Source organism: Chryseobacterium flavum (assembly GCF_003385595.1).
GTDB classification, from domain to species: Bacteria; Bacteroidota; Bacteroidia; order Flavobacteriales; family Weeksellaceae; genus Chryseobacterium; species Chryseobacterium flavum.
The window spans coordinates 246138-260012 of record NZ_QNUE01000003.1; the positions used below are offsets into that span (position 1 = coordinate 246138).

A 13875-nucleotide genomic window follows, 5' to 3' on the forward strand; every position below is an offset into this window, starting at 1 on the left:
AATGGTTTAAGGATTATTCCTCAGGACTTTCTTTTTTCCTGAATACACCATTAAGAAAGCTTTTCTTTTCCTTTTTCTCTCCTTCAGTCCGGGAGCTCTCTTTTTTATTTTTTATTTCCTGTTTTATTTCTTTTACAGACTGCTTCATTTCTTTCACTGAAGAAACGGCATCTTTTACCTTTTTTTCTGTCTTTTCCACATTTTTACCTATCAGGGTTTTCTTTAATCCTTGCTCAATACCTCTCCAGAAGAGATTAAAAAAAGATTTTGTAGGATCACGTTCCACATTTTCTACTGTAACGGCCTCAGGAAAACTTCCTGAATCTGATTTTAAAAATACATTGGCAACAGCAGTCAGAAATCCTTTTTTCTCATGATTGTTTTTATTTAATACTGCAATTTTTAGATCTTTATGCTTAAGGTTAAAGGTTCCATGCAATCCAGCGGGATTCCCTTTGAAGTTAAATAGCATCTCCTGAATAGTCCCTGCAGTAGCCGTTACATGAAGATAAGGTCTGATAAAAGGATTGATTCCGCTGGCGGGAAGATTAGTTGTTTTACCTGAAATGGCAAAGGCATCTTTCTGATCAGCTACATCGAAGTTCCAGTTTACGGATAGCGGAGCCAGATTCATGAAAGAGCAGTTGATTTTAATATTGACCCTTGTTGACTTTCCTTTTATTTTTGCCGAATTCAGATTCTTTACATTCATATTAAAGTTGCTGAAAGTTAATTTTCCGGGGCCCATACTTTCAGGCGTATCCTCTTCATATATCAATACTGAGTTTTTAAGATCAAGGTTATGGATTGTCATTGGAATTTTAACGGATCGCAGCATTTTGGAGTACAATGCTTTCACTTTAGGATCATCTTTCGGAATTTTACTTCTGAAAATATCAGCTTCCGCGGACTGGATAACTACATGGGAAGCATTCACAAACTTATTCTGAGAAAACACATCCCAATCTCCTTCTGCAGTTATTTGGCTGGCTTTTAAGTCATAAAGGTCTCTCTCAACAGGAATCATTTTGATAAACCGTGCTCTTGAAATGAGAGGCTTCATCGCAAAGTTATTAATCTGAACTTTATTCTTGTTTAGTTTCAGAAGCCCCAGATTGATATTGTAAAACTGAGTTTTGTAAGCAAAATTTCTGGTTGTCAAAAAGTAATCTTTTACTTTAAAGGAAAGCCCCTGCTGATTAGGTTTGGGTAGCAACTCAAGAACGTTAAGGGTGGCGTTCAGATCATGGAAAGCTAAAGGTTCTTTTCCGTTATCGTAAATAATATTTGAATTTTTCAAAGAAATTTTCCTTACAATAACCGAGTGTATGATGCCAGGACCATGAGTTTTATCCTGCTTCTTTGCATCAGCCCTGATCGTACCATTGACATGGTCTATAAGAACGTCCCTGATGTCCAGGTTTAGCTTTTTATTTAGAAATTCAAATTTATTGATATTAAAAGCAATATGATCAGCCTTTGCACCCAGAGCGGTCTTTCTTTCTCCAGAAGTACCGGGAGACAGCATAATATTTCTTATTTCTCCGCTTTTTGGATTTAATGCAACGCTTTCAATGGAAATATTCTGATGATTGGAATAGACGATATCTTTTCCGGAAAACAGAAAATCTTTATATCCGATAGGAATGACCTGATCTGAGGTTTCTTTATTAAACATCAGTTGATCGATATTCAGATTAAGATTTCCGGCAGAAAAAAGTTTATTCCCGTCAGGCTTATTGATCTGGACTATAGCATTATTAAGCTTAATATTTTTTAAGTCAACTTCAAAGTTTGATTTTTTGTCACTCTTTTTTCCTTTTGCTCCTGTATTGTATATGGTCAAAACAGGGGCCTGAAAGTCTGCATTGGCAAGAGAAACTTTATGTTTATCCAAGACGACATCTTTAAATTCCATCTTTGGAATAGAAAATTCAACTAATCTGGTTTTTTGAGGGTAAAACCTTTTAAATTGCGCCAATGAAAGAAGCGGGATCAGCTTAAAATTCTGAACTGACATCTGTCCGTCAGTTGTATTTATAGTATTGATAGTAATTGCATACATCTGATCAGGACGGAAAAAGAATTTTTCTCCTTTAATACTGTATCTGTCAAAAACAACCGGTAATTTATCCTCCACAGACTCTTCTGTCATCTGCAGATTTTCCACAAACAGTTCTAAATTCTGTACAGATAAAAATTTCTGTTTGGTATGTCTGTAAATAGCAATTTTTCCGTCGTTAATTCTGATATTTTCAAAAAGTACCGGATTTTTCTTTTTCCCGGTTTTACGATCAACTGGTTTTGCAAGAACAACATTTAAATTGGGTTTGCCCAGTAAAAGATCCGAAGAGCTGATTCTTTTATTAAAAACAGCATCATAAATTCCGAAGCGGCTTATTTTCAGGGTATCAATAGTCCCTTGCAACCCGATGACTTCCGTATTTTGAGGGTCTTTACTGTTAACTGAAATTCCTGTTGCGAAAATATTTCCTGTTCCTAAATCCACATCCAGGGTTTTATAGGAAACTTTATAATCCGTATTCTTTTTTATATAGTCCGGAAGCTGGGTCTTAAGCCATATGTTCAATCCGAAATTCGCTGCAAGAAGAATTCCTGCAAGTATTCCGAAACTTATTAATAATCTTCTGACCCATTTTCTCATATTTTGTGATTTGATTTTTTACATTGATCAATTCCTGATTTCCAGATCTATTACATATCCTTCATGCCCTCTTACATTGATGAAATTTCCTCCTTCAAATCCCAGATATTGCCCTTTGATACCGGTAAGGCGTCCTGTAAATTCAGGCTTTTTATCGAGAGTGAACGAGGTTACTTTTTCAGGTTTTTCAAACGGATAGTCAAACATCCATAGATTTTCTCCTTCGCTGTAGAACTTTTGAAAATCTTCGGGGAAATACTGTTTGATTTTTTGCTGAAAATCTGCAAGATCTATTTCTCCTTCAAAATCATCCTGAAGCATCTTCTTCCAGTTGGTTTTATCCGGTAAATGATCTTTTAGCGCTACCTCTATCATTCCGGCTTCATAACGGTTTTCAGTCCTTGCGATCGGCAGGGCAAAAGTAGCTCCTTGATCGATCCATCTTGTAGGGATCTGGGTATTCCTTGTGACCCCGACTTTTACATCTCCAGTATATGCCAGGTAAACGGTATGAGGCTGTAGCTGAATTTCTTTTTCAATGTCCAGATCACGTTCTGCCACTCCTAAATGTGCAGTAGAAAGTTCCGGTCTGATAATGGTGTCACTGGCATAAGGGCTTTCAAAAAAACAATTTTTGCAGAATCCCATTCTGTAAATCGGTTTATCTTCCCCACAATTCACACATTGAAACCCGATATGCCTGATGTTTAACTCTTTTCCAAACAGTTCATTCATATGAATGAGATCTCCTGAGAGATTAAGGTAATACTGGATGGGTTTATCATCATAGCTGGTCATTTTTAAAATTTGCCCTTGAAACTGCATATTATATTTATATTACTTTTTTACGTAAATTTAATGATTATATTTTTCAAAAAGTAAAATTTATATTTTTGTGTTAATAAAAAACCACAGATGATTTATCTTGTAACAGGCGGCAGCGGATTCATTGGTTCTCATTTAATTGAACAATTATTAAGAAATGGACATTCTGTCATAAACATTGACAATTTTGATAATTTTTACAGCTATCAGATAAAAATAAAAAATACTTTAGAGTCTATTGGTATTAATTCTGATTTTCAGTTCTCTGATAAAGAAGAGGATATCAAACGCTTAATCAAGATCTCACATTCTGATCAATATTCCCTTTACTATCAGGATATCAGAGATAAGGAAGGTATTGAAAACATATTCAGAAACCACAACATTGACATGGTGATCCACCTGGCAGCACTCGCCGGAGTCCGGCCTTCTATTGAAAGGCCTTTGGAGTATGAGGAAGTGAATATCAGAGGAACGATGAACCTTTTGGATTTATGTAAAACATTTAATATTACAAAATTCATTTGTGCCTCTTCATCAAGCGTTTATGGCAATAATGAAAAAATTCCGTTTTCAGAAACAGATAATGTAGATTATCCTATTTCCCCTTATGCAGCCACTAAAAAATGCAGTGAACTCCTCGGACACGTATACCATAGTCTGTACCGGATTGACATGATCCAACTGCGTTTTTTTACCGTGTATGGACCAAGGCAAAGACCTGATCTTGCCATTCATAAATTTACAAAACTTATTTCGGAGGGGATGGAAATCCCTTTTTACGGAGATGGAAATACAGCCAGAGATTACACTTATATTGACGATATCATTGACGGTATTACCAAGTCTGTTCTGTATCTGGAAAAGCATTCAGGCGTTTATGAGATCATTAATTTAGGAGAAAATCAGGTAATCACTTTATCTGAAATGGTTGCTGCTATCGAAGATGCACTGGGAATGACAGCTTTAAAAAAAAATCTGCCAATGCAACCGGGGGATGTCACAAAAACCAATGCCGACATTACAAAAGCAAAGGCTTTAATAGGATACCAGCCAGACACAAACTTCCAAAATGGCATAAAAAAATTTGTGGAATGGTTTTTGAGAAAACGACATTAAGTAATTGCTGACACCGCTTTGATACAGTTGTGACAGACAATTATCAAAAAAAATATAAAAAGAATTGAAAATCAAGTATAAAAAAGTTTATAATATAACCTATTTTTATACTTTTGCAAAAAATTAGAAAATTATGTACTGGACATTAGAATTAGCTTCATATCTAAGTGACGCACCTTGGCCAATGACAAAAGCAGAGCTTATTGACTACGCAATCAGAACTGGTGCACCTATGGAAGTAGTGGAAAACCTTCAGGCAATCGAAGACGAAGGAGAAATTTATGAATCTATCGAAGAAGTATGGAGTGATTATCCTACTGACGAAGACTTCCTTTGGAACGAGGACGAATATTAATAAGCAATAAGCTTTAGGCTGCGTGCTTAGAGCTTTTTTGCCCTTTTTATATATTAATTTACACGATAAGCGTGTCATTAAAACGCTTAAAGCATCTTGCATTAAGCATAAAGCAAAAAATTTATGAGTTTTTTAAACAAAGTTCTTAAAGGGTTTTTGGGAGACAAAAAAGCGCAGGACCTAAAAGAAGTAAAAAAAGTTGTAACAAAAATCAAAGCTGTAGAACCTGACATTCAACAATTAACGGATGATGGGTTGAGACAAAAAACTGCTGAGTTTAAAGAGAATATAAAATCTGCAACCAGTAAAATTACAGCTCAGATAGAACAGATAAAAGAGCAGATAAAAAATTCAACAAACGTTGATGAGAAAGAAGCTCTTTTCTCAAAAATTGAGTCTCTAAAGAAAGAATCATACGAAATTGAAGAGAAAGTTCTTGGCCAGATCCTTCCTGAAGCTTTTGCATTGGTAAAAGAAACAGCAAGAAGATGGGCACAGAATGGAGAAATTCGTGTAACAGCCACTGACTGGGACAGAGAATTAGTTAATGCAGGGAAAGATTTTGTCAGCATTCAGGGAGACACAGCTGTTTGGAAAAACTCATGGGACGCTGCCGGAACTCCAGTAGTTTGGGATATGGTCCATTATGATGTTCAGTTTATCGGAGGAGTTATTCTTCACAGTGGTAAAATTGCCGAGATGGCAACCGGTGAAGGTAAAACTTTGGTAGGAACATTACCAATTTACTTAAATTCCCTTCCGGGAAGAGGGGTACACGTAGTAACCGTGAATGACTATCTTGCGAAAAGGGACTCCGCATGGATGGGCCCTCTTTATCAGTTCCACGGAATGTCTATCGATTGTATCGATAACCATCAACCGAACTCTGACGGAAGAAGAAAAGCATATAATTCAGATATTACTTACGGAACAAACAACGAATTCGGTTTCGATTATCTGAGAGATAACATGGTGACCTCTCCTTCAGAACTGGTACAAAGAGAACTTAACTTTGCTATCGTGGATGAGGTAGACTCTGTATTGGTAGATGATGCAAGAACTCCATTAATTATTTCCGGTCCGGTTCCTCAGGGAGACAGACAGGAATTTGATGTTCTTAAGCCTTCTATTGACAGAATCGTTGAAGTACAAAAGAAAACCGTTTCTGCTATTTTCAATGAGGCGAAAAAATTAATCGCAGCCGGAAATACAAAGGAAGGTGGATTCAAATTACTTCAGGCGTACAGAGGTCTTCCAAAAAACAGACAATTAATCAAATTCTTATCGGAAAGCGGAAACAGAGCATTGCTTCAGAAAGTTGAAGCGCAGTACATGCAGGATAACAACCGTGATATGCCGATCGTAGATAAAGACCTTTACTTCGTTATCGAGGAGAAAAACAATCAGGTAGATCTTACAGACAAAGGTGTTGAATACATGTCTCAAGGAAACTCTGATCCAAACTTCTTTGTGCTTCCGGATATCGGAACTGAAATTGCTGAAGTAGAAGCTAAAAACCTTTCCAAAGAAGAAGAATTTGAAGCAAAAGAAAAACTTTTTGCTGACTTTGCTGAAAAATCTGAGCGTGTTCACACAATGAGCCAACTGTTAAAAGCTTATACATTATTTGAAAAAGATGATGAATATGTAGTCATTGACGGTGAAGTAAAAATCGTTGATGAGCAGACAGGCCGTATCATGGAGGGACGTCGTTATTCAGACGGTCTTCACCAGGCAATCGAAGCGAAAGAAAATGTAAAAATTGAGGCAGCTACTCAAACTTTTGCAACCATCACGCTTCAGAACTATTTCCGTATGTACAACAAACTTGCGGGAATGACCGGTACTGCTGAGACTGAAGCAGGAGAGCTTTGGGAAATCTACAAATTAGACGTTGTGGTAATTCCTACCAACCGTCCTATTCTGAGACATGACAAACAAGATTTAGTTTATAAAACTAACAGAGAAAAATATAATGCCGTAATTGAAGAGGTTGAAAAATTAACAGCAGCTGGAAGACCTGTATTGGTGGGTACTACTTCTGTTGAAATTTCCCAGTTGCTTTCAAAAGCACTCCAGTTAAGAAAGATTCCGCACCAGGTATTGAACGCAAAGCTTCACAAAAAAGAAGCAGAGATCGTTGCAGAAGCCGGGCGTCCGGGAGTTGTAACCATTGCAACAAACATGGCAGGACGTGGTACCGACATTAAGCTTACCAAAGAAGTAAAAGATGCAGGAGGTTTAGCGATCATCGGTACAGAAAGACACGATTCAAGACGTGTTGACAGACAGCTGAGAGGTAGAGCAGGACGTCAGGGAGACCCGGGAAGTTCTCAGTTCTATGTATCTCTGGAAGATAATTTAATGCGTTTGTTCGGTTCTGAGAGAATCGCTAAAATGATGGACAGAATGGGTCATAAAGAAGGAGAAGTAATTCAGCATTCTATGATCAGTAAGTCTATCGAAAGGGCTCAGAAAAAAGTAGAGGAGAATAACTTCGGAACAAGAAAAAGACTTCTTGAATATGATGATGTAATGAACAAACAGCGTGACGTAATCTATAAGAGAAGAAAGAACGCACTGTTCGGGGATCACCTGAAATATGATATTACCAATATGATTTTCGATGTTGCGAATTCTATCGTTACAAAAGGAAAAGCTAATGGAAATTACAAAGATTTTGAATACGATATCATCAAAACATTTACAATGGAATCTCCTGTTTCTGAAAGTGATTTTGGAAACAAAAATATTCAGGATCTTACCAACCTTCTATTTAAGGCAGCTCAGGAAGATTATCAGATGAAGCTGAATCTGCTAAAGGAAAAATCATTCCCGATCATTGAGAATGTTTACCAAAATCAGGGATCCATGTTTAAAATGATCCAGGTTCCTTTTACTGACGGACATAAGACAATGACTATTGTTACTGATCTGAAGGAAGCTTATGAAACACAGTGTGAAAGTTTAATCAACGATTTTGAAAAGAATATCACTTTATCTATTATTGATGAGAACTGGAAGCTGCATCTTCGTGAAATGGATGATTTAAGAAGATCTTCACAAGGGGCTGTTTACGAACAGAAAGATCCTCTTGTAATCTATAAGCAGGAATCTTTCCACTTATTCAGTGAAATGATTGATAAACTAAACAAAGAAATAATTTCTTTCCTATATAAAGGAGAAATCCCGGCATAGGAAAAATTCATAATATTACAAAGAAACCGCTTCAGCATTGACTGAAGCGGTTTTTTGTTATTCAGTATATAATAATTTTATGATAAATATCAATAATATTATTTATTTAGAACAGTTAAAAATAATATATTTGCAGAAAATTTGACTTTCATGAAAAATGTACTGATCTTCGCTTCCGCACTGGGAACAATGCTGGTTTCTGCCCAAAAAAAAGATTCATTAACCACAAAAAACATTGATGAAGTAGTTATCAATACATACGTCAAGAAAGACAGTGATTATTCCAACAAAATGCCACTTAAAGCTATAGAAGATCCACAGGTCTACTCTTCTATTGACAAAGGAGTTCTGGAAAACCAACTATTATTTACCGTAGATGATGCCTTCAGGAATGTGGCAGGTGCACAAAAAATGTGGAGCGCAACCAACAGATCCGGAGATGGAGGTATCTATCTTAATTTAAGAGGTTTTGTAGCCGGAAACTCTATCAGGAACGGTATGGTGGCGCCTATTACTACTTCTATGGATGCCATTAATGTCGAAAGAATTGAAGTTTTAAAAGGACCGTCCGCAACCTTATTTGGAAGCAATGTGACTTCTTACGGAGGCGTAGTGAACAGAATTACTAAAAAACCATTTGAAACTTTTGCAGGGGCAGTTTCTCTGGCAGGAGGAAGTTATAATTACTACAGAGTGCAGGCTGATGTCAATACTCCGCTGACCAATGATAAAAAATTATTATTCAGATTAAATACAGCTTATACAAATCAAGGGACTTTCCAAAGAACTAATGCAAAGAATTCATTCTATGCATTTACACCTTCCATCACTTACCGTCCTACGGATAATTTAGAGATCAATGCAGAACTGGAAATGTTTGAAACTAATTCGTATCCTGAAACAGCATTTTTCTTTTATTTCCCGAGCTCACAACTTGGTGCAGACAACATGGACAAAATGGAGAATCTTGGTTATAATTATAAACAGTCTTACACCGGAGAAGGTCTTAAAACTGTAGGTAAAGCAAGAAATTTCTTTGGGCAGGTTAACTATAAGATTAATGAGCATATTAAATCTTCCACTAATGTAAGTACTGCTTATTCTTACTCAGACGGATTTAGCCCATATTTTTATTTCGCTCCCAATCCTACAAATAGTTCTGAAGTTGGAATAGCAAGGGCCGACCAGTCAACCAAAGATAGCAAAAGGACATATTTTCAGGTTCAGCAAAACTTCAATTTTGATTTCAATATCGGAAGCGTGAGAAACAGAACTGTAGCTGGTTTCGATTATATGAGATTGAATGACAATCAATATTTTATGTTCACCAATTTTGACTGGGTTCCTTTTACAGGCACAGATTATTCTAACATGAACGGACAGACATTGGGTGCTATGTACGATAATCTGAAAAGCCAGCCTGACTTTGACAAAAATTATACTTATATAAGTACAGGAAAAAAAGATACTTACAGTGGTTATATTTCTAATGTAATCACTCCTATATCTGGGCTTAATATCCTTACTTCTTTACGATATGAAAGTATAGATTTTAAAGGGGGTCAAACGGGACAAAATATTACCGCCGCATATACTCAAGGAGCATGGTCACCTAAACTAGGAGTTGTGTATCAGATTATTCAGGATAAAGTATCTGTTTTTGGAAACTATCAAAACAGTTTTACAAGCAATGGATATTATATTTCTGACGCAAATTCCAATCTTACACTTTCTGATCCGGAAAGGGCCAATCAGTTTGAAGGAGGCTTCAAAACCAACCTTATAAAAGGAAGAATCAGTACAACACTAAGTTATTACAATATCAAGGTAAAGAACACCCTTTTGAATGTCGGATATACTGATCAGGGAAGAGCAATTCAAAGGCAAGCTGGCTCACTAACAAGCCAAGGTGTTGAACTGGAAGCAAACGCTTATCTGATCAAAGGGTTCTCTGTAATTGCCGGGGTAAGCTACAATGATATGAAATATACAGAGGCTGACGAAACGGTAATCGGAAGAAGGCCAGCGACAGCTTCGTCTCCATGGCTGGTTAACTTCAACGCAAGCTACCAGTTCCTTGATGGAAAATTAAAAGGTCTTGGATTCGGAGTTGGAGGAAACTATGCCAGCGATAACAAGATTGTCAACTCAACCACAATGGGAACTTTCATACTTCCAAAATATCTGGTACTGAATGCTAATGCCTTTTATGATACAAAAAAGTTCAGAATCGGGGTAAAGGTAGACAACTTTACTAACGAACATTACTGGAGCGGATATACTACGGCCAATGCACAAGCTCTTGCCAACGTATTAGGAAGCTTCACATATAAATTTTAAAAATTCAAAGGTTAGCCCCTCATGGGGTTAACTTTTTGCTATGAGAAAAAAGCATCATCATAAAAAGAAGGTTTCTCCAACAAAAAAATGGTCCTCCAGGCTGCATTTGTGGTTTGGTTTGTCTGTTGGCTTCGTTGTATTTATAGTCTCTCTTTCAGGGACTTTGTATGTTTTTAAGGATGAAATACAGGATAGTTTAAGAAAAGAAGCCATTTACCTTAAAAACGAAAATGTCGGAACAAAACCATTACCTATCAATCTGCTTCGTGAAAAAGTATCCCTGGAGCTTAATGAAAAATACCCTGTAAGTGCGGTAGAAATTCCTTTGGACAAAACCAAATCCTATCAATTTCAGTACTATGAAAAAAGTAAAAAGGGATGGAATTATTTTCAGCAGGTGCTTATCAACAAACAGGTTTATGTAAATCAATATACCGGGCAAGTCCTTGCGGTTTATGATGAAAAATACGATGTCTTCAACATTCTGAAATATATCCACTGGGGACTTTTGCTCAATTCTGAATGGGGGCCTTATACCGTAGGAATCCCAACGGTACTGTTCATCATTATGCTAATCACAGGGATCATTTTATGGTGGCCTAAAAATAAAAATGCCAGAAAAGGACGTTTTTGGTTCAATTGGGAGGCTGTTAAAAACTGGAAGCGCAAAAACTATGATCTTCATAATATCCTGGGTTTTTATGCCTCATTTATTGCTTTATTATTAAGTGTTACAGGTCTCTATTTTGCCTATCCCTACGTAAAAAACACCTTTACTTTTGCATTATCTGGTTCATGGGAGCTTCCAAAAGAAAAAGAAAGAAAATCTCCGGACTCTCTGATGGCAAAGAATGAAGCTGTTTTTGATCTGGCTGCGGCACAGACTGAAAAGTTATATGCAAAATCATCCAGCTTCAGAATTACTTTAAACGGAAAGAATAAAAAAGGAAAGGAACTAAAAAATCTTCCGGTAACAGTTTACGGACTGGATGGCAGATACAGTGAAAGAAACCTTCTTACATTTGACAAGTACTCCGGAAAATTACTGGCAAACAAACCTCATCACGAGCTCAATACTGCCGAGAAATATTCCAACGCCAATTATGATATTCATACCGGGTCCTATTTCGGAATTATTGGAAAAATTATCTGGTTTATTGCAGGACTCATATGTACATCACTCCCTGTAACCGGGTTTCTGGTTTGGTGGGGGAAAAGAAAGAAAAAAGGAAAAAAAATATAATGAAAAAAGTACTTTTATCAGCTGCCTGTCTAGGAACCACTACCGTTTTTGCCCAGGTAAAAGATAGTTTACTGACCAAAAATGTAGACGAGGTTGTAATGACAGCCTCCAGAAAAAAGGAAAATATAAAAGAGGTTCCAGGTTCTGTTACTGTTGTCGGAGAAAAGCAGATCCAGTCACAGCTGACTGTTAACTCAGATATTACAAGTATCCTGCAGTACACTGTTCCCAGTTTAGGAACCAATTCAGGGCAAACTTCCAATACAGGACAGACGTTACGAGGACGTCAGGTTTTGGTTTTGATTGACGGCATTCCACAGTCTACTCCACTCCGTAACGGGGCCAGAGATCTAAGAACGATTGATCCTTCAGCTATTGAAAGAATTGAGGTGATCAAAGGCGCTTCTTCCGTTTATGGTAACGGGGCAGACGGAGGGATCATCAATTATATTACAAAAAGAAGCAAAACAGATAAAAAAATCTCCGGAATTTCACAGGTAGGTTTTACCGGACAGCCTTACGGAGGTACTTTAGGAGTAAGAACCAGCCAACTTTTATCCGGAAAGATTAACAAGTTTGATTATACCCTTTCTCTGGCCTATGAAAGAACTGGATATACAAAAGACGGAGATGGTGTTTTGATAAGCCCTACTTATAGCATTGCCAAAATGGACAACTACAATGGATTATTGAAAATAGGGTATGATATCAACGAAAATCAAAGAATTGAAGCTTCTTATATCGGATATTCTTCAAGATCAGACCTGAATGTGGGATTAAAAACCGGAAAATACGGCATCAAGCCTACTATTGGAGAAGGAATTGGAAAAGGTTTGGAAACAACCCCTCAGGGAACTCCGAAGAACCACAATATCAGAGTGAGCTATGACAATAAGAATCTTTTTGCCGGAACCTCTTTGAATATCAACCTTTATTATCAGGATTTCAAAACCGTTTATGGATACAGCGACACCTTTTTCAATGGTGGACAGTCTAATGTCATTTCAAAAAAAGCAGGGGCAAGATTCAATTTTGATACCCAGCTTTGGAATTCGGCCAACTCTCAGGGAGAGATTATCTATGGAGCTGATATTCTGAATGATGAAACTGTACAAAAACTAGAAGACGGACGTTTCTGGACTCCTAATATGAACATGACCAATATTGCCCCTTTCGTACTGGCAAAAATTGATCTTTTTAAAAAGTTTACGATTAAAGGAGGACTTCGTTATGAAAACATCAAAGTAAATGTTGATGACTTCAATACTCTTTCTACGCTTAAAAGTGACGGAACTTTCACCAAAAGTATTCCTGTGGCCGGTGGAAAGCTGACTTATAATGCTCTGGTAGGAAATATCGGTATCCGTTACAATATTGAACCTTATATCAACCTTTTCGGAAGTTTCTCTCAGGCATACTCTATTAATGAGCTGGGAAGAATCTTAAGAACTTCAACTTCTGAAACGATTAAAAACCTGGAAACCAAACCGATTATTGTCAACAATTATGAATTGGGTGCTACAGGACAACTTTCCAGCTGGCTGAACTATGAATTAACTTCTTATGTAAGTACCTCTAAATTGGGAGCTTCATTCGTACAGAGCCCGGACAGAGCGTTAATGATTCAGAGATCTCCTGAAATCGTGTACGGTGTTGAAGGGTTTTTACACTTTACTCCAGTAAAATGGATCCAGTTTGGTGGAAGCTACAGCTGGATGGAGGGAATTACTTCTGTAAAAGATGACGGAGACTATTCCACAAAGATCAATAACAGCAGAATTTCTGCGCCTAAGGTTTTGGCATATGTTCAGGCCAGACCGATTCCTGCTCTATCCGTTGGGCTTGATATGCTTCACTCTTTCAAGCAAAACAGATTTGAGCCTAATGCTAAGACGGGATTGTATGCTTATGGTGAAGGATATGTACCAGAATATACTGTTTTCAATTTCAAATCAAGTTATGAGGTTAATAACAACTGGAGAGTATCATTAGGTATCGAAAATCTTTTCAATAAACTGTACCAGCCTGCTATTTCATGGTGGACAGCCAGAGACAGTGATTTTACCAATGCTCTGGGCCTTAGAGGAACATTCATGGTTGAATATAGATTTTAATTAAACTAAATAAAAA

The 13875-nt window shown here is 37.1% G+C and carries 8 protein-coding genes; 6 read left to right on the top strand and 2 right to left on the bottom strand.

Annotation, left to right across the window (positions count from 1 at the left end; genetic code table 11):
* Window positions 1–13: 13 nt before the first annotated feature.
* Both DRF59_RS05035 and DRF59_RS05040 read right to left on the bottom strand, forming a co-directional pair.
* Window positions 14–2665 (bottom strand): AsmA family protein, encoded by a 2652-nt coding sequence (locus DRF59_RS05035; RefSeq protein WP_115957409.1) that lies wholly within the window; start codon window positions 2663–2665, stop codon window positions 14–16.
* Between the two features lie 27 nt (window positions 2666–2692).
* Window positions 2693–3490 carry a DUF2797 domain-containing protein gene (locus DRF59_RS05040; protein WP_115957411.1) on the bottom strand — a complete coding sequence of 266 codons (798 nt, stop codon included), beginning with the start codon at window positions 3488–3490 and terminating at the stop codon, window positions 2693–2695.
* 90 nt (window positions 3491–3580) lie between these two features.
* Here DRF59_RS05040 and DRF59_RS05045 point away from each other — a divergent pair, with 90 nt between their 5' ends.
* From DRF59_RS05045 to DRF59_RS05070, 6 genes are all read left to right on the top strand, one after another.
* Window positions 3581–4609 carry a GDP-mannose 4,6-dehydratase gene (locus DRF59_RS05045; RefSeq protein ID WP_115957413.1) on the top strand — a complete coding sequence of 343 codons (1029 nt, stop codon included), beginning with the start codon at window positions 3581–3583 and terminating at the stop codon, window positions 4607–4609.
* 133 nt (window positions 4610–4742) lie between these two features.
* The gene (locus DRF59_RS05050; RefSeq protein ID WP_002662059.1) at window positions 4743–4964 is read left to right on the top strand and encodes a DUF2795 domain-containing protein; all 222 of its coding nucleotides are present in this window, start codon (window positions 4743–4745) and stop codon (window positions 4962–4964) included.
* A gap of 123 nt (window positions 4965–5087) precedes the next feature.
* A complete protein-coding gene (gene secA / locus DRF59_RS05055) occupies window positions 5088–8162 on the top strand; it encodes a preprotein translocase subunit SecA (RefSeq protein ID WP_115957415.1) in 3075 nt (1024 codons plus the stop codon).
* A 150-nt stretch (window positions 8163–8312) separates the two neighbouring features.
* Window positions 8313–10502, top strand: coding sequence for a TonB-dependent siderophore receptor (locus DRF59_RS05060; RefSeq protein WP_115957417.1), 2190 nt, complete (start codon window positions 8313–8315; stop codon window positions 10500–10502).
* A 40-nt stretch (window positions 10503–10542) separates the two neighbouring features.
* The gene (locus DRF59_RS05065; protein ID WP_115957419.1) at window positions 10543–11745 is read left to right on the top strand and encodes a PepSY-associated TM helix domain-containing protein; all 1203 of its coding nucleotides are present in this window, start codon (window positions 10543–10545) and stop codon (window positions 11743–11745) included.
* Window positions 11745–13859, top strand: a complete 2115-nt coding sequence (locus tag DRF59_RS05070) for a TonB-dependent receptor (protein ID WP_115957657.1) — start codon at window positions 11745–11747, stop codon at window positions 13857–13859. Before DRF59_RS05065 ends, DRF59_RS05070 begins: the two co-directional genes overlap by 1 nt.
* Window positions 13860–13875: the final 16 nt, after the last annotated feature.